This is a genomic window from Mucilaginibacter sp. Bleaf8 (assembly GCF_018390515.1).
Lineage (GTDB): Bacteria > Bacteroidota > Bacteroidia > Sphingobacteriales > Sphingobacteriaceae > Mucilaginibacter.
In genome coordinates this window covers 37,698-62,406 of sequence record NZ_JAHBBK010000002.1, presented here as the reverse complement: position 1 = coordinate 62,406, position 24,709 = coordinate 37,698, and the positions used below count along the sequence as shown (strand labels likewise).

The 24,709-nt window shown below is 43.0% G+C and carries 27 protein-coding genes; 3 read left to right on the top strand and 24 right to left on the bottom strand.

What is annotated here, in order from left to right; genetic code table 11:
* Positions 1 to 2 precede the first annotated feature (2 nt).
* The 21 genes from KHS38_RS09200 to ubiE form a co-directional block, all read right to left on the bottom strand.
* Positions 3 to 2,063 (bottom strand): NADH-quinone oxidoreductase subunit 5 family protein, encoded by a 2,061-nt coding sequence (locus tag KHS38_RS09200; RefSeq protein ID WP_249665348.1) that lies wholly within the window; start codon positions 2,061 to 2,063, stop codon positions 3 to 5.
* A 4-nt stretch (positions 2,064 to 2,067) separates the two neighbouring features.
* Positions 2,068 to 2,373 (bottom strand): NADH-quinone oxidoreductase subunit NuoK, encoded by a 306-nt coding sequence (gene nuoK / locus KHS38_RS09195; RefSeq protein ID WP_249665347.1) that lies wholly within the window; start codon positions 2,371 to 2,373, stop codon positions 2,068 to 2,070.
* Positions 2,370 to 2,918, bottom strand: coding sequence for an NADH-quinone oxidoreductase subunit J family protein (locus KHS38_RS09190; protein WP_213488271.1), 549 nt, complete (start codon positions 2,916 to 2,918; stop codon positions 2,370 to 2,372). Before KHS38_RS09190 ends, nuoK begins: the two co-directional genes overlap by 4 nt.
* The gene (locus KHS38_RS09185) at positions 2,915 to 3,511 is read right to left on the bottom strand and encodes a 4Fe-4S binding protein (protein ID WP_249665346.1); all 597 of its coding nucleotides are present in this window, start codon (positions 3,509 to 3,511) and stop codon (positions 2,915 to 2,917) included. Before KHS38_RS09185 ends, KHS38_RS09190 begins: the two co-directional genes overlap by 4 nt.
* Positions 3,512 to 3,586: 75 nt before the next feature.
* On the bottom strand, positions 3,587 to 4,657 hold the full coding sequence (gene nuoH, locus KHS38_RS09180) for an NADH-quinone oxidoreductase subunit NuoH (protein WP_213488270.1): 1,071 nt from the start codon (positions 4,655 to 4,657) through the stop codon (positions 3,587 to 3,589).
* 165 nt (positions 4,658 to 4,822) lie between these two features.
* Positions 4,823 to 5,692 (bottom strand): glutamate racemase, encoded by an 870-nt coding sequence (gene murI, locus KHS38_RS09175; protein ID WP_249665345.1) that lies wholly within the window; start codon positions 5,690 to 5,692, stop codon positions 4,823 to 4,825.
* 31 nt (positions 5,693 to 5,723) lie between these two features.
* Positions 5,724 to 6,236 carry an OmpH/Skp family outer membrane protein gene (locus KHS38_RS09170; protein ID WP_213488269.1) on the bottom strand — a complete coding sequence of 171 codons (513 nt, stop codon included), beginning with the start codon at positions 6,234 to 6,236 and terminating at the stop codon, positions 5,724 to 5,726.
* Positions 6,237 to 6,285: 49 nt separating this feature from the next.
* Positions 6,286 to 6,816: an OmpH/Skp family outer membrane protein gene (locus tag KHS38_RS09165; RefSeq protein ID WP_213488268.1), complete on the bottom strand. Its 531-nt coding sequence runs from the start codon at positions 6,814 to 6,816 to the stop codon at positions 6,286 to 6,288.
* Between the two features lie 11 nt (positions 6,817 to 6,827).
* Positions 6,828 to 9,383, bottom strand: a complete 2,556-nt coding sequence (gene bamA / locus KHS38_RS09160; RefSeq protein ID WP_213488267.1) for an outer membrane protein assembly factor BamA — start codon at positions 9,381 to 9,383, stop codon at positions 6,828 to 6,830.
* 60 nt (positions 9,384 to 9,443) lie between these two features.
* Complete coding sequence (gene uppS, locus KHS38_RS09155) at positions 9,444 to 10,184, bottom strand: undecaprenyl pyrophosphate synthase (protein WP_213488266.1); 741 nt, start codon at positions 10,182 to 10,184, stop codon at positions 9,444 to 9,446.
* A 319-nt stretch (positions 10,185 to 10,503) separates the two neighbouring features.
* Positions 10,504 to 11,019: an ExbD/TolR family protein gene (locus KHS38_RS09150; protein WP_213488265.1), complete on the bottom strand. Its 516-nt coding sequence runs from the start codon at positions 11,017 to 11,019 to the stop codon at positions 10,504 to 10,506.
* A gap of 110 nt (positions 11,020 to 11,129) precedes the next feature.
* On the bottom strand, positions 11,130 to 12,266 hold the full coding sequence (locus tag KHS38_RS09145) for a hypothetical protein (protein ID WP_213488264.1): 1,137 nt from the start codon (positions 12,264 to 12,266) through the stop codon (positions 11,130 to 11,132).
* A gap of 2 nt (positions 12,267 to 12,268) precedes the next feature.
* Complete coding sequence (locus tag KHS38_RS09140) at positions 12,269 to 13,696, bottom strand: MBOAT family O-acyltransferase (RefSeq protein WP_213488263.1); 1,428 nt, start codon at positions 13,694 to 13,696, stop codon at positions 12,269 to 12,271.
* A 128-nt stretch (positions 13,697 to 13,824) separates the two neighbouring features.
* Positions 13,825 to 14,613 carry a type IX secretion system protein PorG gene (gene porG, locus KHS38_RS09135; protein WP_213488262.1) on the bottom strand — a complete coding sequence of 263 codons (789 nt, stop codon included), beginning with the start codon at positions 14,611 to 14,613 and terminating at the stop codon, positions 13,825 to 13,827.
* Positions 14,614 to 14,622: 9 nt separating this feature from the next.
* On the bottom strand, positions 14,623 to 15,504 hold the full coding sequence (locus KHS38_RS09130) for an NAD kinase (RefSeq protein ID WP_349627921.1): 882 nt from the start codon (positions 15,502 to 15,504) through the stop codon (positions 14,623 to 14,625).
* Positions 15,505 to 15,513: 9 nt separating this feature from the next.
* The gene (locus tag KHS38_RS09125; protein ID WP_213488261.1) at positions 15,514 to 16,173 is read right to left on the bottom strand and encodes a CBS domain-containing protein; all 660 of its coding nucleotides are present in this window, start codon (positions 16,171 to 16,173) and stop codon (positions 15,514 to 15,516) included.
* 3 nt (positions 16,174 to 16,176) lie between these two features.
* On the bottom strand, positions 16,177 to 16,944 hold the full coding sequence (locus KHS38_RS09120; RefSeq protein WP_213488260.1) for an alpha/beta fold hydrolase: 768 nt from the start codon (positions 16,942 to 16,944) through the stop codon (positions 16,177 to 16,179).
* 125 nt (positions 16,945 to 17,069) lie between these two features.
* The gene (locus KHS38_RS09115) at positions 17,070 to 17,519 is read right to left on the bottom strand and encodes a GatB/YqeY domain-containing protein (protein ID WP_213488259.1); all 450 of its coding nucleotides are present in this window, start codon (positions 17,517 to 17,519) and stop codon (positions 17,070 to 17,072) included.
* 95 nt (positions 17,520 to 17,614) lie between these two features.
* Positions 17,615 to 18,379, bottom strand: coding sequence for an SDR family NAD(P)-dependent oxidoreductase (locus tag KHS38_RS09110; protein ID WP_213488258.1), 765 nt, complete (start codon positions 18,377 to 18,379; stop codon positions 17,615 to 17,617).
* A 135-nt stretch (positions 18,380 to 18,514) separates the two neighbouring features.
* Positions 18,515 to 19,252: a type IX secretion/gliding motility protein PorT/SprT gene (gene porT, locus KHS38_RS09105; RefSeq protein WP_213488257.1), complete on the bottom strand. Its 738-nt coding sequence runs from the start codon at positions 19,250 to 19,252 to the stop codon at positions 18,515 to 18,517.
* Between the two features lie 3 nt (positions 19,253 to 19,255).
* A complete protein-coding gene (ubiE, locus tag KHS38_RS09100) occupies positions 19,256 to 19,987 on the bottom strand; it encodes a bifunctional demethylmenaquinone methyltransferase/2-methoxy-6-polyprenyl-1,4-benzoquinol methylase UbiE (RefSeq protein WP_213488256.1) in 732 nt (243 codons plus the stop codon).
* A gap of 148 nt (positions 19,988 to 20,135) precedes the next feature.
* On the opposite strand from ubiE, the gene KHS38_RS09095 reads away from it, so the two are divergent.
* The gene (locus tag KHS38_RS09095; RefSeq protein WP_213488255.1) at positions 20,136 to 20,420 is read left to right on the top strand and encodes a DUF3072 domain-containing protein; all 285 of its coding nucleotides are present in this window, start codon (positions 20,136 to 20,138) and stop codon (positions 20,418 to 20,420) included.
* 65 nt (positions 20,421 to 20,485) lie between these two features.
* Positions 20,486 to 21,475: a glycosyltransferase family 9 protein gene (locus KHS38_RS09090; protein ID WP_213488254.1), complete on the top strand. Its 990-nt coding sequence runs from the start codon at positions 20,486 to 20,488 to the stop codon at positions 21,473 to 21,475.
* Here KHS38_RS09090 and KHS38_RS09085 read toward each other — a convergent pair whose 3' ends face one another.
* The gene (locus KHS38_RS09085; protein ID WP_213488253.1) at positions 21,476 to 21,889 is read right to left on the bottom strand and encodes a BLUF domain-containing protein; all 414 of its coding nucleotides are present in this window, start codon (positions 21,887 to 21,889) and stop codon (positions 21,476 to 21,478) included.
* A 23-nt stretch (positions 21,890 to 21,912) separates the two neighbouring features.
* Positions 21,913 to 22,284 carry a response regulator transcription factor gene (locus KHS38_RS09080; RefSeq protein ID WP_213488252.1) on the bottom strand — a complete coding sequence of 124 codons (372 nt, stop codon included), beginning with the start codon at positions 22,282 to 22,284 and terminating at the stop codon, positions 21,913 to 21,915.
* Positions 22,285 to 22,506: 222 nt separating this feature from the next.
* On the opposite strand from KHS38_RS09080, the gene KHS38_RS09075 reads away from it, so the two are divergent.
* The gene (locus KHS38_RS09075; RefSeq protein ID WP_213488251.1) at positions 22,507 to 23,085 is read left to right on the top strand and encodes a Crp/Fnr family transcriptional regulator; all 579 of its coding nucleotides are present in this window, start codon (positions 22,507 to 22,509) and stop codon (positions 23,083 to 23,085) included.
* Between the two features lie 129 nt (positions 23,086 to 23,214).
* Here KHS38_RS09075 and KHS38_RS09070 read toward each other — a convergent pair whose 3' ends face one another.
* Positions 23,215 to 24,651: an ATP-dependent DNA helicase gene (locus KHS38_RS09070; protein ID WP_213488250.1), complete on the bottom strand. Its 1,437-nt coding sequence runs from the start codon at positions 24,649 to 24,651 to the stop codon at positions 23,215 to 23,217.
* Positions 24,652 to 24,709 lie beyond the last annotated feature (58 nt).

Sequence of the window (24,709 nt, the reverse complement as noted above, 5' to 3'; positions counted from 1 at the left end):
GTTCAGATCAATAATTTGATAATAAACAATGCCAGTATTACAGCCAGCATACTAAATAGGTAGTATTGCACCTTGCCGCCCTGAAAACTGCGGAAAAAGTTGCCAATAGCGCTTGCAATGGCTGCTATCAGGTGCAGTGTGCCATCCACAATATACCGGTCGGTCCAGGCAGTTAACGCGGAAAGCCAGCCGGTGACTTTGGTGAGCAAATGCACTAAACCATCCACCACGTTGCGGTCAAGCCAAAACAGCACCTGGCCTAATTGTACTGCGGCATTAGCAATTACTTTGCGGTAAAAGGCATCAATATACCATTGGTTATAAGATAAACGGAACAAAAAGCTGGTTTGCGGAAACACCAGCTTACGCTGCTGAATGTACACGGCGTATGCCCAGTAAGCCACAAATACACTGGCTAGGTTAATAATAACCGGAATGATGGTATGATATATACTTTCACGAGCCAGGTAGTTGGACGGAACAAATCCTTTATAGAGCCATGCATGCTCGTATAGAAATGGATTTAAGGAAAACAACGGGAACAGGCTGCATAGCGACAAAAATATTAACGGCAATGTATACTGCCAGCCACCATCGCTGATGTGCAGGTGCACATCAGGCAGAATTTCTTTCAACCTGAACTTACCGAAGAAGACTTTAAAAATTAACCGGGCCACATAAAATGCGGTAAGGCAGCTGGTAAGCATAATACCTACCGGTATAAGATAGCCCCAAGTACTGCGCCCCTCTGCCCATTCAAACGACTGGATCAGGATACCATCTTTAGATAAATAGCCCGATGTAAGCGGCAAACCCACCAGTGCCAGGCAGCCAATTACACATGCAATAAATGTAATGGGCAGCTTTTTGCGCAGGCCGCCCATATACAAAATGTTTTGCGGGTCGATGTCCAGCTGGTTCTCTTCTTTAATATGTTGCATCTCGTGGATGATGACACCAGAGCACAGAAACAGCAGACATTTAAAGAAAGCATGGGTAACTAAATGGAATAATGACGAAGCGTAAGCATTGATACCCATAGCCATAATCATATAGCCTAATTGCGATATGGTTGAATAAGCCAGTATACGCTTCAAATCGTTTTGTGTAAGCGCTATCGTAGCAGCCATAAAAGCGGTAAAACAACCTATAACCGCCAACGCATCCAGCTCCTGAATATTGAACATAGGATATACCCTACCCAGTAAGAACACCCCGGCAGCCACCATGGTAGCAGCATGGATAAGTGCAGATACCGAAGTTGGCCCTTCCATGGCATCGGGCAACCAGGTATGCAACGGAAACTGGGCCGATTTTGCGGCCACCGCCAGGAAGATTCCGATGCAAGCTACGTATTGCCAGGTAGCCGCTATTTGGCTTACCGGACCAATCCATCTATCATTCTTGATAATTGATTTTACTACAAGGCCGTTATCACCAAACAGCTGTATTAAATCAAAGGTATGATACTGGGAGAACAGGATAATTATGGCTGTAAGCAGACCAATATCCCCTATACGGTTCATAATGAAGGCCTTTTTGTTAGCCTGAACGGCACTGTCGCGCGTGAACCAGAAACCGATGAGCAGGTATGACGAAAAGCCAACCAGTTCCCAAAAGGCATATAGCAGTACCAGGCTATCCACCACCACCAGTGCTAGCATACTGAAACAGAACAAACTGAGGTAAGTAAAATAGCGATTATTTTCGTGCGTTTTAATGTAGGCAGTTGAATAAACATGCACCGGTAATGCGATTACAGTAACCAGCAATAGCATCAGCACCGAAAGATTATTGAGCCAAACACCCGCATATACCGGAGTTTGCCCTATAGTGAACCACAGTTGCTGCGCATGTATGGCATGACTATTCCAAACACGGCCAAAAACCATAACTGCAAACACTGCACTTACCAGTATAGCACCAGTAGATACCCAACCCGAGATTTTACTGTTTTTGCCTGATATAAACAGGTTGACCAAAAAAGCAGTAAAAGGCAGTACTACTGCAGCTAATGCATAGTAAACGGTTTGAAGATCAATATTGGGTAAAGGTGTATTCAATCTCTCAATCTTTTAACTGGTTAACTTTCCCGGGATCGATGGTACGATACCGGCGGTAAACATTCAGGATAATGGCTAATGCTACGGCTGTTGAAGCCGCGGCCAGTACGATAGCAAACAAAGCGAAGGTTTGCCCGCTATTGTTTAGCTTATCAAACCTACTGAAAGCAACCAGGTTAAGGATGGCAGCATTCAGCATCAGTTCAATACCAATCAGTATCTGCACAGCATTCTGCTTAGCCAATATTACATACAGGCCAATGCAGAACAAGCCGGCGCTAAGTACCAGGTAATGCGTCATGGTAATCATAGCGCTTCCTCCTTTCGGGCCAGGTGTGCTGCGCCAACCAAAGCCATCAGCAATAAAATGGATATCGCTTCAAATGGCAGCAGGTAAGTTGTCATGAGGTTTACCCCCAGGTTATTAATGGTTACATCCGCAGGTTGTATCACGTTGTGCATCTTCTCGGCTTGTTTAAGCCAGGGTAAATTATCAACGCCTGCCATAATCACGATGTTAACCAATACCACAAAAAACAAGGTCACCAACAAAAATGCGGGTAGGTTTTGTACTGCAAACAAACGATTTTTACTTTGCTGCAAACCAGCCAGCGATTCGCGGCCCGATAACATGAACGCAAACAGGATAAGTACCAGTATCCCTCCTACGTAAACTACAACTTGGGTTACAGCCACAAAGTCGGCCAGGCACAATACGTATAAGCCAGCGAGTGCAAACAGCGTAACAAAAAACATAAACACGGAACGAACCAGATTTTTACTGGCGGCCACATACAATGCCGACCCTAACGCAATAATAGCCATCAAATAAAACATTACCGTTACTAAGCTCATGATGCACCTCCTTGTTTGGCTTGCAGCGCCGCCTGCTTCGCAGCCAGCTTTTCGGCTTGTTGTTTTTCAAAGGCAACTTTTTTCTCGTCTATCTCGTCGGGTGTCATCACCGAGAACTTATAAGTCAGCTCATCCAGATGGCGTACGGTACGGTCGTACTGGTTGGTCATGGTGATGCATTCTGTGGGGCAGACTACCGTGCACAAACCACAGTACATGCACTTGGCCATATCAATATCAAACTGGGCAGCATACAAACGCTTGGTTGACCCATCAGACGTTTGTCCTATCGCTTCCGTAGCTTTGATAGATTCAATACGAATGCAATCAACCGGGCAGGCTTTAGCACACAGGTCGCACACAATGCAATCATCTATTTCTACATCCAACTGATAGCGGCCTACTTCCGGTATGGGTATCTCTTGTTTAGGATACTGAATAGTGTTAGTACCTTTTTCCAGCTCCTTAAAATAATTGGCAGATTTGATAGGTGCCACCTCCCGCTTTTTGGTTGAGCCAAAAAGGTGCCTTAAGGTAAGGGCCAATCCTTTCCAGGCAGTTGCGAGGGCGTTATATGTTTTATTGACAATCAATCTCTTTTAAATTCTAAGTTCAAATTCTAATGCCGAATTATGATTAGGAAACCAATATTCAGCATCAGCCAATTTTTACATTACCCACAAACGCCATATGCCCGATATAATCATACAGGCAAAGGCTAATGGCGTAAGCACCTTCCAGCACAGGTTCATGAGCTGATCGATACGCAGGCGAGGTAGTGTCCAGCGTATCCACATTTGCACACCTACTAAACCAAGCGTTTTAATAATCGTCCACGCAATGCCCCATGCGGCACCGGTGGTCCAGTCGGCCAGTTTCACAACGCCCATATTAGGAAATGGTGTGTTCCAAGCGCCCAAAAAAAGTATTACGGCCAGCATCGATACCAAAAACATCATGGAGTACTCCGCCAAAAACACAAAGGCAAAACGTAAACCTGTATATTCTGTATGGAAGCCTGATACCAGCTCAGATTCGGCCTCGGGTATATCGAATGGTGCGCGGTTACTTTCGGCCAGCGAGGCGATGAAATAAATCACAAACGCTACAATAAGATGCGGCGCCCTAAAAATATTCCAGGATAGCAAACCGCCAATATGGGTTACATCCCATGCACCTAAAAACTTCACTTTTTCTACGGAAAGGATACCTTGCTGAACTGCGGCTGCCTGCAGATCAAGTGTTTGAGTAATCATTACCGCCGAGATGAGCGCGAAGCCGGCGGGTATTTCATAAGAAATGATTTGCGCGGCCGAACGCATGGCCCCCAGTATGGAAAACTTATTGTTAGATCCCCACCCTGCCATCAGGATGCCCAGAGTTTCAATAGAAATAATAGCAAAGATATAATACAGCCCGATGTTAGTTTGTGATGGCACTAAGCCGGGCCCCCACGGCAAAGCTGCAAAGCCCATATAAACTGCCACAAATATGATGATGGGTGCCAGCATGAACAGCCATTTATCGGCTGCTGCCGGTGTAATCAACTCCTTTTGCAGGAGCTTTACAATATCGGCCAGCGTTTGTAAGGAGCCAAACTTACCGGTTTCAGTAGGGCCAAGCCTATCCTGAATAAAAGCAGAAACCTTACGCTCGGCATAAACCGCAAACAGCGTAAACATTGCTATAAATGCAAACAGGCCAATGGCTACCAGTATATGTATGATATAAAAACTCAAGGTAAATTTGCTGTTACGGTGCAAACTTAGGCAATTCTGCTAATATACTGTTATGCGTATTTGGAATTATTCCAGATTAGATTCTTGGTTCATTGATTCATTCGTTCATTGGTATTAATGTCCGTGCGTTATCTAAGCACCAGTTAACCATCAAACCCAACGCCCCTACTCTTTCATAGAAACAAAAGACGATTTTATTACGTCGCCAAAAAACAATGATGCATGCCGGTCAAAGTCTTCTGTATCATCGGTAGTAGTATAAAACTTTCGGGTTCCGTTCTGTGTAAGCTGCTCTTCGATTTCGGCATGCCGCTTTAGGTAATCAACCAAACTATAAGCCACAATATCGCCCTGAGCCACCACGGTAAAACCGGCCGGTAAATAGGCCTGTATTTTACTTTGCAGCAACGGATAATGTGTACAGGCCAGCAGCATGGTATCTATATCAGCCGACTGGGCCATTATTTGTTCCAGATATTCTTTCACGTAATAATCGGCACCGGGCTTGTCATATTCTCCATTTTCAATTAAAGGCACCCATAGCGGGCAGGCTTGCTGGTACACCTTCACATCCGGAAAAAATTTATTGATTTCAATTACATACGACTCCGACTTTACCGTACCATTAGTGCCCAATACGCCAATTTGCTTGGTTTGGGTATAGTTACCAATCACCTCGGCTGTAGGGCGAATTACGCCCAACACCCGCTTATCATGATAAACACCAGGCAGGTTACGCTGCTGAATAGTACGGAGGGCCTTGGCCGATGCCGTATTGCAAGCCAGTATAACCAACGGGCAACCCTGATTGAACAGCCACTGCACACACTCCCAGGTATACTGATGTATGGTATTGAAAGAGCGATCGCCATAAGGCGCACGCTTGTTATCGCCAAAGTAGATATAATCATACCCCGGCAACTGCTCAACAATGGACCTGAAAACGGTAAGGCCACCTAAACCTGAATCGAAAACACCAATGGGCTTGTTAGACTGCATAACAGCAAAAATAAAAAAAGCGAATGCTTGTGGCATTCGCTTTTGTAAGTTTAAATTACCGGGTTAATTATTTCAAACCTAATTTTAGCTTCACTGGAGCCATCAGGTTATCGCCAGCAGGCGATACGATTAATGAAGTTTGTGAAGAATCGATAACATAAGTATAACCTTTTTCTTTAGCTACAGCAGTTACTGCAGTACGTGCTTTTTCGAAAATTGGTTTGCTCAGCTCCTGGCTTTTAGCCTGTACTTGTTGCTGTGAGTTATTTTGGTAATCCTGTAAACGTTTGTTCAAATCTTGCAACTCGGTTTCGGCAGCGGTACGGGCAGCGTCAGTCATGCTGGCTCTGTTTTTTTCGTAAGCCTGGCCTTTATTTTGCAACTCGGTATACATAGTCTGCATCTGATCGGTAAACTGCTTTTGGTAGGTTTGCAACTGGGTGTTTACAGTTTTAGCTTCGGGCATACCTGAAATCAGCTCATCAAAAGCGATGTAGCCGATTTTTGATTGTGCTTTGGCAAAACTTCCCGCCAGTAACATACAACCTGCAACTAAAGCAACTCTAAATAATTTTTTCATCTGTTCTCTTTGTTCTTTGTTTATGGGTGCTATTTTATATTAAAAATTTTTATTTCGCAAGTACACCGGGCTTTAATCCCAAACGGGTAACAACGGCATCGCTTTTATTGTACCGCGGATTGGCATACAGCATCATCACTTCGCTATTTTTATCAAATACCATATCCAGGTTTTCATCCTCAGCTACAGCTTGCACTGCTTTGGCTACTCTATCCTGAATGGGCTTCATCAACTCATTGCTACGACGGGCCAAATCGCCATCAGGACCGAATTTTGAACGTTGAAAATCTTTGGCATCTTTTTCCTTACCTACAATCTCGGCCTCACGGCGTTTTTTCATATCACCGGTCATGAGTACCTGATCTGCCTGATAAGCTTTATACAAGCGGTCAATCTCCTGAAAGCGGCCATCCACTTCTTTTTGAAATTGGGTTGATAATGCGCCCAATTGTTTTTGTGATGAGGCATACTCGGGTATATGTTTCAGAATATAATCCGAGTCAACATATGCAAAGCGTTGTGCCCATGCTGATGCTACTGTTATTAACGTTAATGAAAGTGTTATCAGTATTTTCTTCATAAAATAAATTATTAATTGAAACCACCATTCAAGCTTTGGGCAATTGAGAAGTGGAACTGGCCTTTGTTAGCATCCGGACTTCCCGGAATTCTGTCAAAACCATAACCATAATCAAGTCCCAGCAATCCAAATATAGGTAAAAATATGCGAGCACCTACACCTGCTGAACGTCTGATGTTGAAAGGATTGTAATCACTGAAACGATCCCAGGTATTACCACCCTCAGCAAATCCAAGCAAAAATATAGTGGCTGATTGTGACTGTATTACCGGATAACGTAACTCCATAGTAAACTTGTTATAAATGGCATTACCCGGATTGTTGTTAGCATTGTAATTTGATCCTACCGGAACTATCGAGAAGTTTTGATAACCTCTTAAACCAATGATCTCGCTACCTTGCAGGAACTGGTACGTTGCCATACCATCACCACCTAACTTAAAGCGCTCAAACGGCGATGAGCCAACCAGCTTATTGTAACTACCCAGGAAACCGAAACGTGTTTGCGACATCAGCACCAGTTTACCAGAGATACGGGTGAACCACTGTGCATCAAATTTCCATTTGTGGTACTCTACAAATCTGTAACGCTCCTCTGGTGTAGCTATACGATAGTTGGTACCATTGAACAGCGAATATGGTGGCGTAGCCTGAACCGTGAAACGGATGTTCGAACCATTAGTTGGATAAATAGGCGCATCAACCGAGTTACGGCTCAACTCCTGCGTTAACTTAATGTTGTATGATGTACCGGTAGTAAACAGGTAACCAGGATATCTATCCAGTGTGTAATGGTCAAAGTTAAGCGAGTAATTAAGCTGGAAGTAGTTATCCGGCCAGTTTAAACGTTTACCTAAGGTTACACCTAAACCATTAATACGCAGGTAATTATACCGGGAGTCGCTTTTTGAATAGAACTGACCGCTTGAACTTAATTGCGTATAGGCTGATAAGCTGAAATAGATCGGCTTTTTACCACCTAACCATGGCTCTGAAAACGTGAACGAGAAGTTCTGATAGTTTTTACCGTTGGCCTGGCCACGTAAGCTCAGTTTCTGACCATCACCTTTTGGCAGCGGGCGGTATGCCTTACCATTAAACAGGTTGCGCACCGAGAAGTTGTTGAACGTTAAGCCCAGCGTACCCACCAGCTGACCGCCACCAAAACCACCCGAAAGCTCGATCTGGTCTGACGGTTTTTCAACCACGTTATACACAATATCTACCGTACCATCCTGTGTATTGATGTTGGTAGGTTTCGGTTCGATCTTTTGCTCATCAAAGTTGCCCAGCTGGGTAATTTGACGAGTACTGCGTACAATCAGTGATTTTGAAAACTTTTGGCCTGGTTTGGTTGCCAACTCGCGCATTACTACCTTATCATTCGTAACATCGTTACCTTTTAGGATAATGCGGTTGATGGTATACTGCGCACCTTCGTATATACGAATGTTCAGGTCTACCGTATCATTGTAAATGCGGGTTTGTACAGCCTCTGAGTTAAAGGTCAGGTATCCGTCATCAAGATAAAGTGAGTTCACATCACTACCATCAGGCGAACCGCCATTCAGGCGTTTGCTTAACTCTTCCTCGCTAAACACATCTCCTTTTTTAATGCTCAATACTTTCTCAAGTGTTGATGCCGGATAACGTGCATTACCAGCCCAGGTAATGTTACCAAAGTAATACTTGTGACCCTCGTAAACTTTAATTTTTACGTTTACACTCTCATCATTGTGCTTCCAAACAGAATCGCTCAGAATTTCGGCATCGCGATATCCCTTTGACTGCATTTTATCAACCAGTGCTTGTTTGTCCTGGTCGTACTGATCTTGTTTGAACTTTTTGGAACCAAAAATATTGTAGAATTTCCGTTTACGTGTTTTTGGTAAAAACTTTCTGAGCCTTGCGGTACTGAAAGCCTGGTTACCCTCAAATATTACATCGTTGATTTTTACCTTTTTCTTTTTATCAACGGCAACATCCAGAATTACACTGTTCTCATCAGCTGGGTCTTTACGCTGCTTAATGTCTACAGATGTATTCAGGTAACCTTTTTCGTAAAAGTGCTTTTTGATAATTGCCGTAGTGGTGCTCAACAGGTTTTCGTTTACGATTTTACCTGTTTTATCGTTCAGCTTTTTCTGAATGTCTTCAATCTCGCCTTTACGGATACCGGTCAGGTGCAGACGCGATAAGCGCGGACGCTCCTGTACGCTGATTTCGAGATATACCGTATCGAGGTTAATTTTAGTAACATACAGTTGCACATCGTCAAACAAACCAGGCGACCACATGTTCTTTAGTATATTGGCCGAAGCTTCACCCGGCAGATTGATCCTGTCGCCTTTGCTAATTTTAGCCATCTGTATCAAAACATCCTTGTCCAGATTTTTGGTACCGGATACAGTGATGCCGCCAATGATATAATCTTTGGGGTTAAGATAGCTTATACTATCGGCAGGAAGAGCAGATTTAAACAACGACGACTTAGGTTGTCCGTTAACTTGCGCTAACGCCGCCGTGCTTGCTGATGATAACAGAATAGCAAAAAATAATTTATTCATTCGAATATTTTGTGCGCTAAAAATAGAATTTACAGTTGTTAAAAATTGTTAAAAGAAAAATTAGTTCACCTGCTCGCTGGTTTTGCCAAAGCGGCGCTCTCTTTTCTGATAATCTAAAATGGCTTCGAATAAATCTTCTTTCCGGAAATCGGGCCATAATTTGTTGGTAAAGTACAGCTCGGCGTAAGCTATCTGCCAAAGCAGATAATTACTGATACGGTACTCACCGCTGGTTCTGATCAGCAACTCAGGGTCGGGCATGTTAGCCGTGTACAGGTTTTGGGCAAACACATCTTCGTTGATGTCGTCGGCTTTCAATTCTCCGCGTTCTACTTTGGCGGCGATGTTTTTAGCCGCCTGCATAATTTCACGGCGCGAACTGTAACTTAATGCAAGCGTTAGTACCAACCCGGTATTGGCAGACGTTTTTTCGATTGCCCCCAGCAGTTCTTTATGACATTTTCCCGGCAGCATATTCAGGTCACCAATGGCATTCAGGCGCACATTGTTCTGCATTAGTTTTTTAATCTCTTTATTAATGGTGCTTACCAGCAGCTCCATAATAGCCGTCACCTCAAAACTCGGGCGGTTCCAGTTTTCGGCCGAAAAAGTATATAACGTCAGATACTTCACCCCTATCTCGCCGGCTCCTTCTACCACATCCCGTACTGATAATACACCGTTATGGTGTCCAAATATCCTTAACTTACCTTTACCCTTTGCCCACCTGCCATTACCATCCATAATAATGGCAACATGTTCAGGAAGCTTCAATAAGTCGATCTGATCTTTATACCCCATGTTCTTAATTCGTACAGCTTTTTAGCCTGTATATTAACGGTAATACGCTACTTAAAAAGCAGCCACCGTTTGTATTTTTATTTGTATTGAGTAAATCACTGTAAAAATTGATCGGGCCTCAATTTGGCTTGCTACCAACTTGAAACTCAAAATTTTCAGGGTACAAAGGTAAAACTATACTTTGGTTTTTTTATTATACATAGCAAAAAGAAAATACCGTTTTACAGCCCTTAAAAGGCCCAATCTACCAAATGCACCGGGCATAAACAAAAACAGCCTTGCCAAGGCAAAGCTGTTAAGATAATTTGATAACGAAATATTAATATACCGACTGCTTTTGCATCAAACCAATATCATCCGGTGTAATGTCCACAATGGCAAAGCGGTTTACTTTGGTAATGTGCAATTCATCCAGCGCATCAACTAAATTACCATATTTAGAATGCTCACTGGGCTTAACCAGCACTATCATATCCTTACCTGTAGCTTTAAAAATTTCCTGCTGCTTTTGTAACAGCGCCTCGCGCAGGCCGGCCTTGCCGTAATCTACAACTTGTGGTGCGGCGTTTTCAATGAGGCCACTGTATAGAAGTGCTTTATCATTGTTTCCTAGGCACACTGTAATTGTACGCTTGTCGGAAACCTGCCCTGGTTCAGGCTCTTTATCGGGCATGGCAACATCCATTGCTTTTGGCTTGCTTAACGTAGTGGTGAGCATAAAAAAGGTAACCAGCAAAAATGCCAGGTCAACCATGGCAGTCAGGTCAACACGAAGATTTTGAGTTTTGCGTTTTGAGCCATTGCCTTTTTCGGCGGAGGCGTTCAGTTCGGCCATAAGGGTAAAGTTTTAAGGTTAAGTAATTGGTTTATTACTTGTTTAAACGCTTATACCTCAGGCTTTGTTATGGACTTTTAAATTATTGAGATAACGGCAATATATTTACCCTATTCGGTAGTAAATGCTAACGGGCATAAAGGTTTTTTATCGATTATTTCTTTCAAATAACTCGGATCCCAATCAGGGAAATCCTTAAATTTAACTTTATTGAACGCCATATAGTTATAAAATAGCTTGGCAACCATTATTTCGCCAGGATGTATGCCATCTAACATATAGTCATCCGTTAGGCCAACCTGTTTGGGAGTACAAAAAGGAATTACACGATAGTTCTCTTTTATCAATTGATTTTGAATACTTAAATAAGTCGTAAATAAACGTTGAAAACCTTTATTTGTAACAGCATAATTGTAAAAGTCGTCAGATGCGGGCGGGCAATAAACAATAAGCTCTATCCCCATTTGCTTTATAGCCTCCAGGTTTTTAAGTAGCAGTTTAAGCTTATGCTTATCCACTTCCATAGGCGTATTATAAATGAAGGTGTTTGCTTTGAGGTTCTCTTTAAACTGGTACATATCGCTATAATGCCGGTTTTTTAAATAAGATTTTATTTGATTCCAGTTATGCATACTGCCATCCCTCCGGTAACCATTGCCCTGCATGCCAGCCTTACCATAACTTGATTTAGAAAAAGCAGCATCATCCAGCTCGCCATCAACTGCCTGGTGCAAAACATCTTGAATTGCCCCTATATGCTTGTTTAAATTGCGTACGCCATCTCCCTCAGTATTCAAAATATTATTATTAAAATCGTTTCTGTAGTCTTTTTTGATCCAAGACGGATCAAAGCCGAAAACAATGAGCTTTGGCCGGTGCACCTCATGCTTACGCATCAGGTCTGTATAAGAATCAAGATCGTAAACGTTTTTTAGCAAATAGCCGCCGTTATAGAAACTTTTCTCATACGGATGGAAATAAAAGTCGCGGTATTGCAGCACTACAGATATGCCCAGTGTTATAATATCAGGCTTTTTCACTTCCATCATCTTCATCTTAAATGCTGGTTCGGGCGTGTTTAAAAAGGACCTGAAAAAATACATCTCTTTTTTACTGGCCAACTGCTTGCTAATAACAGTACTTATGGGCACATTTTCGCGATATTTATATAACAGCCATTCTCCTGCTAAAATATAAACCAACACTGGTATACTAAAGATGAAGAACCTGAGCAGAAATCTTTTCATTATTAGAACTTAAAGTAATAAAACGTGGCCTGACCAAAAAAGCCCATATATAAAATAAGAACAATCATACCTACCTCTACAGCCAATCGATACGGATGCATCAATTTGCTGATCTCGAATTGATGAGGCTTATTTTGCTGTATCCATTCAAATGCGAAAAACAGCACCAGTATAACAGCCCACTTTATTGTATCGGCATCAGGCACACCGAGACCCTGAAAACTGAACAAGCGACGGTAATAAGTAAAGGCCACATGGATATCAGGGGCCCTGAATAAAACAGTTGTTAACCCAACCAATAAAAATGTAAACACAATGGATATCTTAGAAAAGAACGGGTGCTCCTTCAAATAGGTAATTGCTTTTTTTACACTTGATGACTGCTTAGAAATAATATTGGGGATGTAATACAAACCATGCAGTATACCAAAAACAACAAACGTAAAATTTGCTCCATGCCATAAGCCTATCAACACAAACAGTACAATTGTACAGTACAATCGCCAAAGCAAACTCTTTTTGTTTTTACGTACTAAAGGCAGGTAAACATAATCTCTGAACCAGGTAGTTAATGATATATGCCAGCGCGTCCAGGCTTCGGGGATGGTTTTTGCAAAAAATGGCGTTCGGAAATTGGTTACCAGCTTAAATCCAAAAAGCTTGCCGGTGCCAATAGCTATATCAGAATAACCGGAAAAATCTGTGTAGAGTTGAACCACAAAAAATATCATGCCCTTAAACAATTCGCCGCTGGTAGCATGCTCATAGTTAAAGAAAAGCTCATTTACTCTTAACGCCAGGTGATCGGCAATGACCACTTTTTTGAAGATGCCATACGTAATTTGCCGCATACCGTCAACAGCCTGGTAATAGTTAAAATGCCGTGGATTTGACAGTTGGGGGATCAATTGTGCGGCCCGCTCAATAGGACCGGCCAGCAACTGCGGGAAAAAGCTCGTAAAGCTTAAAAACACTAAATAATTGGTTGTAGGTTCGATTTTCCCTTTGTAAATATCTAATGAATAGCTAAGTGTTTGGAAGGTAAAAAAGCTTAACCCGACCGGCAAAATAATATTGAGCGTGTGTAAACTGTCATTAATGCCAATACTGGCCAGCGTATCATGAAAAGATGCTATGAAAAAATTGAAGTATTTAAACACAAACAGCACACCAATATTCAGCAGCAAACTCAAGTTTAAGTATATCCGCTTTGCCTTTTTATCCGCCTTATGCATTTTGATGCCGATAAAATAGTCGAGCGTTGCGCAGACAAATATCAATAGCAAAAACCGATAGTCCCACCAGCCATAAAACACATAGTTGGCAACTAAAATGAATATATTTTGTGCCTTGAGCTGCTTATTTAATGCCCAATAAATGGTAAAACTGATAATTAGAAAGAAAGCGTAGTCAATGGTGATGAAATTCATTAGCAGATGTAGCCTATGCGGAAAGCTGCCACAAAATAGGAAAAATCAACCACTGATTAAATTAAAAGATATATTTTTTACAATAAAGATTATTATCAAGCGTTACAAAGCACTTGAATTTCGTTTGATTAATAATAACACTTATCGCTTACAAAAGTGTAAGATATAGTGAACCCGAAAAACATGTAAGTATCACGCTTGCGCAAATCGCCACGTTGGGTGCCGGGTTGACCTGTAAAAATACCATTACGTTCGCCGGTTCTATCGGAAAGACCTCGTGAAACCGAATTTGTAAAATTTGATTTTGGCGCGTAGTAACCGCTTACATCATCCAAATAATCCGTAAATGCAGTGCGGTAACCAATATCAGCAATTAAGTTCAATTTACCGGATACATTATATTTAAAGCCTACGCCGTAAGGTATGGCTAAGGCGGTTTTACTATAAGGCTGCGCCTGCCCTTCGGTCATGAGTGGCCTCAGGTCGTAAGTTTCGCCCTGATACATGGTTTGCGGGTTAAAGTTAACCGCCGCAATGCCGGCATATATGAAAGGCGTATAATAATTGCGTGAGCTGGCAGGCTGAAACTCCATAAAATTGAACTCCCCTATCAAACTCAATTCATGCAGCCTGCTGGTAAAGCTCAAATTACGTTCCCGAAATTCCTGGTATTTAGACGTACTGTCGGCCGCCCCAATCTGCCCAAAATTGTATTGCACTTTAGCCGACAGGTAGCCGTTAAAATTCCGTTTAAGATAACCGCCAATGGCAAAGCCGCTTACCTGCGCCAGGTTGCGCTGGTTTAAATCGCCCATATACCCATTGGCTCCTGCGTTTAACCCTATCTCCCACGTTTGTGCCTGTGCAGCCGTAATGCCCAACAAGCTAACAATCAATACCCTTATAATACGCCACATTTTACAAATTTAATAATTACGGGCGTCTAATCCCCACATTAATTTGCTTCTTAGGGTAGATAAATATTCCTGGTTATTAAGCCTTACTAAATTCAGCCTGAAATTAGCTTTACTGACCTGAAACTTCATACTTTTATCAATTACCGCCGTACGCGAATCGCAGGAAATAAGGTAGTTGGCACTCCGGGTTTCAACCTCAAAGGTAAGTATGCTATCATCAGGCAGTACGATTGGCCGCACATTAAGGTTATGCGGTGATACAGGTGTTACTACGATAGCTTTGGATTGTGGGAAAATAATAGGGCCGCCACAGCTTAATGAGTAGGCCGTAGAGCCTGTTGGGGTAGAGATAATGATACCATCGCCCCAGTAAGAGTTTAAAAACTCGCCATTCAAGTAGGCATGCATGGTAATCATGGCCGCATCATCGCGCTTGTGGATGGTAATATCGTTCAACGCAAAGTTATCCGGTCCAAAAACGGCCGGGTCCGAATCAATACGAATCAGTTCCCGATCATCAAGCGTATACTGCCGGTTTACTACGGCCATCACGGCAGCGGCAATGTCGCTTTTGTTGATACTGGCCAAAAAGCCCAGTCGGCCAAAATTGATACCGATAACGGGCACCCCTGTATCGCGAACCAAACTCACAATATCAAGCAGGGTACCATCGCCGCCTAAAGTAATAAGTACATCTATTAAATCACACAGCTGGCAGTTGGTATCCAGTACCAGGTATTGGGCATTAATTATTTTGCCATCCAAAAATGTGTATAATTGCTGATGCACATATACCTGCACCTCGTGCTGGGTGAGCGCATCAAACACTTGCTGCACGTAAGGCAATACCGTATCATTGAACGGACGTCCGTAAACCGCTATTCTCATCATTAAGTATTACTACATATTCAGATAGTTCATAAATGAATCATAACGGTCCATTGAATCATCGTCATTATCATTCTGACTAAAGGTGGCTTTTACATCATATCCGTAACGCAAAAAGGCAGCGTTGATAGATGCAATATCCGGCTTGTTTAATTTAAGGGTAACTTCGATACGGGTAGAGTGCGGAAAAGTGCGCACATACGAACTCAATATCTGTGCATTATCAGCCTCTACGATCTGTGCCATTTGGGACATGGCATTATCTTTATTGCTGATTTCGAGCACAATGATACCGCCCGGCTCATTCACCGCAGTTATTTCGGCAAAGCAGTTGCTCATATCATTAAGCGTAATGAGGCCGGTGTAGTTTTTTGCAGCATCCAGCACTGGTACAGCGCTTAGCTGATGCTCGTAAAACATGCGGATCACATCATACACGTGCTGCTCCTGGTACACAAAGGTATTTACCAGCAGCGGCACATGTGTATCAATTGACAGATTATGGTCGGGCTCGGTAATATCACTTTCGGCCAGCAATCCCACAAACTGTTGCTCGTTTACAATTGGCAGATGCCTGATACGGAACTCCACCATGCGGTCAATCGCTTTTTGCAAGGTATCACCAGTGGTAACCGGCGGAATAATATCGGCAGCTAACTCAATTGCAAGCATGTTCTATACTTTTGGTTTAACGTTTTCCAAAAATTTGCGAAGCAGCCGGTTAAATTCTTCCGGTTGCTCCATCATCGGGGCATGGCCGCACTGATCAATCCAGTACAGTTCTGAGTCGGGCAATATCTGGTTAAATTCAACCGCTACTTCGGGCGGTGTAATTTTATCGTTCTTTCCCCATATCAGCCCCACGGGTATCTTGATCTTATGCAGATCCTTACCCATATTATGCCTGATGGCCGATTTGGCCATGGCCAGTATGCGTATTACTTTTGAGCGATCATTAATGGTGATAAACACCTCATCAACCAGATCTTTGGTCGCTGTTTTCGGGTCGTAAAAAGTATATTCTACTTTTTCTTTCACAAAATCATAACTCTCGCGGCGCGGAAACGAACCGCCAAAAGCGTTTTCATATAAGCCCGAGCTACCGGTCAAAATAAGCGTTTTAACCTCTTCAGGATAGGATAAGCAGTAAATTAGCCCTACATGCCCTCCCAAAGAGTTACCCAGCAGGGTAATGTTGGTTAAGTTTTTATGCTTTACAAACTTGTGCACATACTTGGTAAGGGTTTTTACCCCTGTAGTAAGTAACGGCAAATCGTAAATGGGTAGTATCGGTATAATTACCCGGTATTCGTTTTTAAACTCTTCTATTACTTGTTCCCAATTGCTTAAAGCACCCATTAAGCCATGCAGCAGCAACAATACGTCGCCCTCGCCCTCATCGACGTAAATAAAACCCTTTTCTTCTTTAAGCGCATAGTTCATAAGTCGCAGTACAATATTGTTATTAGTGGCAGCCTTTTATACCAAAAACGTATTTGGTATAAAAGGCCTGAAATTTGGGTATAAATTTAGTTTTTTGAAACCGAGTTACAACAATTATAAATTAATTATGCCAGCAATTGTTTTACCACTTCAGAGATTGTTTTGCCGTCGGCTTTGCCGGACAACTCTTTATTAGCGGCGCCCATCACTTTACCCATATCTTTAACCGAGGTAGCGCCTACCCTTTCAATAACATCCTTCAGGTAAGCTTCAATTTCGGAGCGATCCATTTGCTTAGGCAAGTACGCTTCTATCACTTCCTGCTCTTCTACTTCAATCTGGTACAAATCAGGGCGGTTTTGCGCCTGGTAAATATCGGCTGACTCTTTACGCTGTTTCACCAGCTTTTGAAGTACTTTTATTTCCGCATCCTCGGTTAATTCGTCCGAAGCACCTTTTTCGGTACGGGCCAGCAACAGGGCGGACTTGATTGCACGTAAGCCACGCAGCTTTGCTTCCTGTTTGCCAAGCATGGCCTGTTTAATATCCTGATCTATTTTTTGTATTAATGACATGGTAAGTTGAATTTTCTATTAGGAATTGCCTGCTAAAACAATTCACAGTTATTTATTAAATAATTATCATTTGTGCATTTGCGCACATCGCCACTTTAATCCGCTTTGCGGTTAATCAACGTAGCAGTTGCCTGGGCAGTTGGCATCAGCAATAAATCGTTGATGTTCACGTGGGCCGGGCGCGATACCACAAACCAAATGGTTTCGGCTACATCTAATGCCGTAAGCGGGGTAAAGCCTTCGTACACTTTTTTAGCACGATCTTTATCACCTTTGAAGCGCACTTCCGAAAACTCGGTTTCTACCGCGCCGGGATGAATAGCCGACACCTTGATACCATGCTGCAGCAAATCAATACGCATACCTTTGCTCAGAGCATCAACAGCAGCTTTGGTTGCACAGTAAACATTGCCGTTAGCGTATACCTCTTTACCCGCAATAGATCCCAGATTAACAATATGCCCGTAACCGTTGCTGACCATCCAGTTGGATACCACCTTGCTTACGTAAAGCAGTCCTTTAATGTTCGTATCAATCATGGTATCCCAATCGGCATAGCTGCCTTTTTGCACAGGGTCTAACCCCTGGCTCAGGCCAGCATTGTTAACCAGTACATCTACCTTTTTCAGGTCATCGGGTAAGCTTTCCAAATGATGAATTACCTGCTCCTTGTTGCGGATATCGAAAGCAGCAACAGCAATACGCACATTATAATCTTTGTTAAGTTGCTGCGCCAGGGCATCCAAACGGTCCTGCCGGCGGCCTGTCAAAATCAGATCATAGCCATTGCGGGCAAATATATAAGCACAGGCCTCGCCAATACCGGCAGTGGCTCCTGTTATTAAAGCAATTTTAGCCATAGATAAGTAACTAATGGCAGCGAAATTATGTTTTTTATAATAAATGAAAGGATTTTAAGCCTGCCGATGCCATGAATTTATAAACACATGACTTTGCCAACTCGTTTTTTTATCACCAGGAGAACTTTGCAAATACTACTCGAAATGCAGCGTAAACATCAGGCTGCGCAGAAACAGCTTGTCGATAGGTGACGCAAATGGGTGATTCTCGGGCACTAGCACATTGCCAAAGGAATTAGCCAGCTTGATTTCAGGAGACAGTTTAAAAAATTCAAAGTAGATGTCACAACCTATACCAGCCTCATAAGAAGCAAAACCACGTATATTTTTTAGCTTTTTTTCCAACGGCAAGGCGTTAGCATCACTCTGGCCTTTGCCGCCCAGCGCTTGTGAGTACTTAACACCGCCTACTATGTAAGCCCGAAAGTCGTGTACACGATCAGACTTGAGTTTAATTAATAATGGAATATCAACCATTGTACTGGATACCGCGCGGCTGGCATTTTCATTCGGATTCTCAAAGGTATAATCTAACTGACGGTCGGCGAAAACCAGTGATGGCGTGGTACGCGCTTCCAAATGCTCGGTAAGGCGGTAACGCGTAATAAAGCCTACACTAAAACCAGGTTTCCCTTTAGAGCTAATACTTGTTAGCGGACTGGTTAATTGAGTAAAAGGAGCCTCTGTATCATAGAATGGCCTCTGCCAATCCGGCTTCTTAACAATCTTATATTCCTGCATCACGTACTGAAAGCTAAAGCCGAAGCTCAGATCATTCTGATCGGCGCCGCCACCCCAGGCCAATGCCTGGGCCAGCACCGCATTGCTGAACAAGCCCAGCACGGTTAGCATAAACAGTACTTTTTTTACCATAACTTATTTTATACCGGTATAAACCGAACAAATACCAAATAACAGCGGCCGGTTCTTGGTTTGTTTATAACCCACCTTTTCCATCAGCGCAGTAAAACTTTTTCCGTCCGGAAAGGCAGCTACCGATTCCGGCAGGTAAGAATAAGCCCTTGCGTCTTTTGAAAAAAGCTTACCTATACCTGGTGTAATATAATTAAAATAAAAGTTATATAATTGTTTAACCGGAAACGCTTTTGGTTTAGAAAATTCCAGCACCACTGCCTTTCCGCCTGGTTTTAATACTCTTAGCATATCGGCCAAGCCTTTCTCCAGATTCTCGAAATTACGTACACCGTAAGCTACTGTAACCGCATCAAACTCATCGCCGTCAAACGGTAACTTTTCCGAATCACCCAGTTTTACTTCAAACTGATGAGAAAGGTTACGCTTTTTTATTTTTTGCTCAGCAATATCCAGCATCCCACGAGATATATCCACCCCGATAATTTTTTCGGGTTTCAGGATAGATAACGCTTCAAAAGCAAAATCGCCGGTGCCAGTGGCAACATCGAGTATGTGCTTCGGGCGAACGGCTTTCAGCTCATTAATGGCTATTTTACGCCAGATGATATCAATGCCCAGCGACATGAAATGGTTCAAAAAATCGTAGGTTTTAGATATGTTGTTGAACATATCAGCCACCTGCTCTTTCTTGGTAGCCTGCTGGTTTTGGTATGGCGTTACAGTTTTACTCATCAGGGTTCAAAGATAAGTAATTTGTAGGACTGGAAGGTGAAATACCGCCTGTAGTTATTTGCGTATGCTGGCTGGGCCGACTAACTTTCCACATCAAAAACAAATCCCAGTTGCTAAAGGTTAAATCATCCAAACAAACGATATAGCCATGGCAAACGTAAATCTACCGGAAGAAGAAGGAAACCTGTTTGAAGATAACGGTGCAGATAATACTGCAAATAGTGATGACCAAACCAAGGGATCGAACACCGTAAAGGACCCTGATGAGTGGACCACCGGCGATGAGCCGATGACCGGCGCACAGCACTCGTATCTCAAAACCCTGTCAGACGAGGCCGGCGAACCTTTTGATGAAAAACTCAACAAAGCCGAAGCATCAAAACGGATTGACGAATTGCAACACAAAACCGGTCGCGGCTTAAACAACGAATAACTCTACCAACGCAGTTCTGCAGTATTGTGCTGTGGAACTGCGTTTCAGCATACCTTATATCTATAATGAAACTACCCGATCACGAGATCAAAAAAATAGCTATTTTTCGCGCCCTGCAACTGGGCGATATGCTGTGTATTATACCTGCCATGCGTGCACTGCGCTACGCCTACCCTTCGGCACATATCACTTTGCTGGGCCTGCCATGGGGCAAAAGCTTTACCGAACGGTTCAGCAGTTATTTTGATGATTTTATTCACTTCCCCGGCTTTCCGGGTTTACCCGAGCAGCCTTTTAATGCAAAAGAAACGGTTGACTTTTTAGCAGGCATACAAGGCAAATTTGATTTGCTGCTGCAAATGCAAGGCAATGGCACAGTCATTAACCCCATTATGGAGTTGTTTGGCGCATCATATACCGGCGGCTTTTATACCCTGGGTGATTTTGCCGGCAATCAGGACTACTATATGCCTTATCCAAACTTTGGCCCCGAGCCTGAGCGCCATTTGCTGCTGATGGAACATTTGGGCATAACAGCGCATGGCAATGATTTGGAGTTCCCGCTCACGGAGAAGGATTATGCAGATTTTGAGAAGCTGCAATTACCAATTGAACCCGGTAAATATGTATGCATACACCCAGGCTCGCGCGGATCGTGGCGCCAATGGCCTACGGCGCATTTCGCAGCCCTGGCCGACTATTGTGCAGAGCAAGGCTATAAAGTAGTGATAACCGGCACCAAAGAAGAAGCACCTATCATTAATGAGGTAATGAGCCACATGAAACATCCGGCTATTGATACCGCAGGTATTACTACCCTGGGGGCTGTTGGCGTGCTGATCAAAAATGCACGGGCACTTGTATCAAACTGTACCGGCGTATCGCACATGGCTGCCGCTTTCAAAACACCAAGTATCGTAATTAGTATGGATGGCGAACCTGAGCGCTGGGGGCCAATCAATAAAAACATACACTATACCATAAACTGGCTCGAAGAACCGGGCTTTGATTATGTATACAGTAAAACAGTTGAATTGCTGCAGCAGCAGGGTTAACTACATGCGGTTAACATCGGCAAAAGTTTTAAGCATGCCTATAATAGCATCCGTATCGCCCTGCTGCAAAAAAGACTTGTTATCAGGATTAATGTAACCTTTAAACTCAGCCAGTTCCGTAGCATTGGCTGATTTGAAACCCATGGCCCATTCCGGAAAATACCTCTCGGTTATTTCTCCCTGGGCCATTTTAATTATATTATGATGGCGTGAGTCTGCTTCAATGGTTTGGTAAGTTTGTTTCAGAGTTTCAGGATCGCCTTCAAGCAATTGTATAAACGTACCTTCGCCGTATAGCAGCATACCAGTCAGGTTATGCCGGATATTGTTATACCGGCTTGCCGTCAGGATATCCAGCAGGTCGTTCTGATCCATTAGCTTTTGAGCTGTGCTTAGGTAAACAAGGTATTCCATCTATTTTTAATTATAACAAAGCATCAGGCAGCTAATGCCAGTTTAGACTGTACCATCTGCAGCAGTTGATTCATATCAAAAGGCTTGGGCAGCAAACCATCGGGCGGGTTGGACTGATTGATGAGATCGTCGATATCATGCCGGCCCGAACACATCACTACCGGTATGCTTTTCATAGCATTCGACTCTTTAATCTGCCGGCACAAGTCGCGCCCGTCGCCGTCCGGCAAAGAAACGTCCAGTATGATCAAACTTGGATTAGAAGCTTCGATCTTATTCAGCAAACCATCCGCACGGTCAGACACCTCCACATGATAACCTTCATTATCAAGAATGTAGGTCATCAAATCTAATATAAACTGATTATCGTCAACTACTAATATCTTACTTTTCATGGCTATACTCCGTTAGACAAAGAAAATGCCATGAACTTAACTTGCAGTAAATTAAAATGAATTTTAAATAACTTTAAGTTCACAACCCAAATTATTGCAGGAGGCTTGCCTGCTATTACAAACAATTAATCTATCTAAATTTAAACACTTATGCATCCAATACCATACAAAGGCAGATGTTTTCATCAATTGCTGATAAAGATTGTTGTTTATATTTAGCCGATGATATCCGACTTTGACCTAATTTTGAACAACGTTGGCAAGCATATTACGCTTACCGACGACGAGAAAGCTATTTTCACTTCCCTGTTGGTTCCGAAACAATTGAAGCGTAAAAAGCATTTATTGACTGCAGGTGAAATTTGCAAGCACTCCGCTTTCATAACATCAGGATGTTTACGTGGCTACAGCATTGATGTGAACGGCTTTGAACATGTATTAAGCTTTGCACCGCCCGACTGGTGGATGGCCGATATGTACAGCCTGATTACCCATCAGCCCGGTTTGCTTAATATTGAAGCGCTGGAAGAAACAGAAATGCTGTTACTGCCCAAAACCAGCCAGTTAAAACTTTATGAAATGGTGCCTAAATTTGAGCGCTTTTTCAGGATACTGACCGAAAACTCTTTGGTAGCCTCACAGCAGCGCCTGATTGATAACCTGAGCCTGCCTGCAGCCGAACGCTATGCCCGCTTTTGCCGCCGCTACCCTACCCTCATCTACCACCTGCCCCAAAAGCAAATTGCTGCCTACATAGGTGTAACACCGGAATTCTTCAGCAAGATGCGAAAGGAGATGTAACTGGTTCATTAGTTTATTAGTGGCGATGATTTTTACTTTAGTTGTTTGCTCTATTACCAATTTATCTCGGCAATTGTCTATGAACTATTACTCATCAATGAACCAACACTACCAACCACCAATGAACCACTAATACGTCAAAGCTTCATCAGTTCCGTTTTTGTAGAACTTTTCGTTAAAGTTCACTAAAAACAGCTCGGTAGTGGCGCGGGTACAGGCGGTATAAAACCAACGCAAAAAGTCGGTATTTACCATCTCGTCTGTCAGATAACCCTGGTCAACAAATACTGCATCCCATTGCCCCCCCTGGGCTTTATGACAGGTTACGGCATAGGCAAATTTAATTTGCAGTGCGTTATAATATGGATTCTGCTTTAATTCTTTGAGCTTGGCCCGCCTGCTGGCAATGTGCTCATAATCTTTCATTACTTCCAGGTAAAAGCGTTTCTGGTCAATAGGTTGCAAAGCCGGTGCATCAGAATATAAGGCATCCAACAACACCTTACACTCAATCACCGGATCTTCGGCATAGTCAATAAACTCCAGCTGCACATCGGCAAACCTAAAGCCATACATCTCTTCAAAGCGGCGTACTTTCTTGATACGGGCAATATCACCGTTTGCAATAAAACCGGTGCTGTCCTCTTCGTGCACCTGCATCCAGAAATAGTTATTGCGCACCACCATAATCTGGTCGCCGCCGGTAAGCTCTTCCTCCCGCATTAATATACGATTGCGTATTTGCCGATTGTACAGGTTGGCGTTTTTGTTGGAACGGCAGATCACCAGCGAATTTTCATTCCCATATTTACTATAAGCATAATTCAACCCCTCTTCCAGGCGTTCGCCAGTCATCCGGAAAACATCTTTATAACCCTTGGTGACGATTTGCGGATACATTTCTTCTCCTTTACGAATGATGTCTCGCACGCCGGTTACATTGTATAAGATACCGGAGTTTTTTTGCTGACGAAGTACCTCCGTCATTTCAAAGCTATTCACATCCAGTCCAAATTGATCTTTCAAGATTTTAGCATCCAGCGCCGGACTGAACATAGAGCCCACCGGTGGCAGCTGAGCCGTATCGCCCACCAGCATGAGCTTGCAATTTTTGAAATTGTATACGTAATCAATCAGATCTTTTAGCAGCGTTTCATAATTGTTTCCGCTGATGTCGTCTGATATCATGGAAGCCTCATCAACAATAAACAGTGTATTTTCGCCAGTATTTACCGACAGGGTAAACGACTCATCGATGTTCATGGCCGACTTTTTACGGTAAATACGCTTATGAATAGTAAAAGCTTTACGCCCGGAATATGCCGTTATTACTTTGGCAGCACGACCCGTAGGCGCCAACAATACCGATTTCAAGCCGTAAGAGCGTAAGGCCTTAACCAGCGCACTCACTACGGTAGTTTTGCCTGTACCGGCATAACCTTTCAGCAAAAAACACTCGTAGCCGCTGTTGTTTTGTAAAAATGTATGCAGCCTGCCAAACAGCTCCAACTGCTGCCCCGTAGGCTGATGTTTAAATGATTTACTTATCTGTTCGTTTTCTGGCATGTATAAATTGGCTTTACGCCTTTAACAAAACAATGAAAAAATATTTACTTTTGTTCAC

Excerpts from the sequence above, each read along its gene's own strand:
- uppS (WP_213488266.1), bottom strand. The coding sequence starts at position 10,184 with ATGGGGTATAAAGATCAGATCGACTTATTGAAGCTTCCTGAACATGTT.
- KHS38_RS09145 (WP_213488264.1), bottom strand. The coding sequence starts at position 12,266 with ATGAAAAGATTTCTGCTCAGGTTCTTCATCTTTAGTATACCAGTGTTG.
- porT (WP_213488257.1), bottom strand. The coding sequence starts at position 19,252 with ATGGTAAAAAAAGTACTGTTTATGCTAACCGTGCTGGGCTTGTTCAGC.
- nuoK (WP_249665347.1), bottom strand. The coding sequence starts at position 2,373 with ATGATTACCATGACGCATTACCTGGTACTTAGCGCCGGCTTGTTCTGC.
- KHS38_RS09095 (WP_213488255.1), top strand. The coding sequence starts at position 20,136 with ATGGCAAACGTAAATCTACCGGAAGAAGAAGGAAACCTGTTTGAAGAT.
- KHS38_RS09165 (WP_213488268.1), bottom strand. The coding sequence starts at position 6,816 with ATGAAGAAAATACTGATAACACTTTCATTAACGTTAATAACAGTAGCA.
- KHS38_RS09125 (WP_213488261.1), bottom strand. The coding sequence starts at position 16,173 with ATGCTTGCAATTGAGTTAGCTGCCGATATTATTCCGCCGGTTACCACT.
- KHS38_RS09110 (WP_213488258.1), bottom strand. The coding sequence starts at position 18,379 with ATGGCTAAAATTGCTTTAATAACAGGAGCCACTGCCGGTATTGGCGAG.
- KHS38_RS09085 (WP_213488253.1), bottom strand. The coding sequence starts at position 21,889 with ATGGAATACCTTGTTTACCTAAGCACAGCTCAAAAGCTAATGGATCAG.
- KHS38_RS09075 (WP_213488251.1), top strand. The coding sequence starts at position 22,507 with ATGATATCCGACTTTGACCTAATTTTGAACAACGTTGGCAAGCATATT.
- bamA (WP_213488267.1), bottom strand. The coding sequence starts at position 9,383 with ATGAATAAATTATTTTTTGCTATTCTGTTATCATCAGCAAGCACGGCG.
- porG (WP_213488262.1), bottom strand. The coding sequence starts at position 14,613 with ATGTGGCGTATTATAAGGGTATTGATTGTTAGCTTGTTGGGCATTACG.
- KHS38_RS09080 (WP_213488252.1), bottom strand. The coding sequence starts at position 22,284 with ATGAAAAGTAAGATATTAGTAGTTGACGATAATCAGTTTATATTAGAT.
- ubiE (WP_213488256.1), bottom strand. The coding sequence starts at position 19,987 with ATGAGTAAAACTGTAACGCCATACCAAAACCAGCAGGCTACCAAGAAA.
- KHS38_RS09170 (WP_213488269.1), bottom strand. The coding sequence starts at position 6,236 with ATGAAAAAATTATTTAGAGTTGCTTTAGTTGCAGGTTGTATGTTACTG.
- KHS38_RS09150 (WP_213488265.1), bottom strand. The coding sequence starts at position 11,019 with ATGGCCGAACTGAACGCCTCCGCCGAAAAAGGCAATGGCTCAAAACGC.
- murI (WP_249665345.1), bottom strand. The coding sequence starts at position 5,692 with ATGCCACAAGCATTCGCTTTTTTTATTTTTGCTGTTATGCAGTCTAAC.
- KHS38_RS09190 (WP_213488271.1), bottom strand. The coding sequence starts at position 2,918 with ATGAGCTTAGTAACGGTAATGTTTTATTTGATGGCTATTATTGCGTTA.
- KHS38_RS09115 (WP_213488259.1), bottom strand. The coding sequence starts at position 17,519 with ATGTCATTAATACAAAAAATAGATCAGGATATTAAACAGGCCATGCTT.
- KHS38_RS09120 (WP_213488260.1), bottom strand. The coding sequence starts at position 16,944 with ATGAACTATGCGCTTAAAGAAGAAAAGGGTTTTATTTACGTCGATGAG.
- KHS38_RS09090 (WP_213488254.1), top strand. The coding sequence starts at position 20,486 with ATGAAACTACCCGATCACGAGATCAAAAAAATAGCTATTTTTCGCGCC.
- KHS38_RS09070 (WP_213488250.1), bottom strand. The coding sequence starts at position 24,651 with ATGCCAGAAAACGAACAGATAAGTAAATCATTTAAACATCAGCCTACG.
- KHS38_RS09140 (WP_213488263.1), bottom strand. The coding sequence starts at position 13,696 with ATGAATTTCATCACCATTGACTACGCTTTCTTTCTAATTATCAGTTTT.
- KHS38_RS09130 (WP_349627921.1), bottom strand. The coding sequence starts at position 15,504 with ATGATGAGAATAGCGGTTTACGGACGTCCGTTCAATGATACGGTATTG.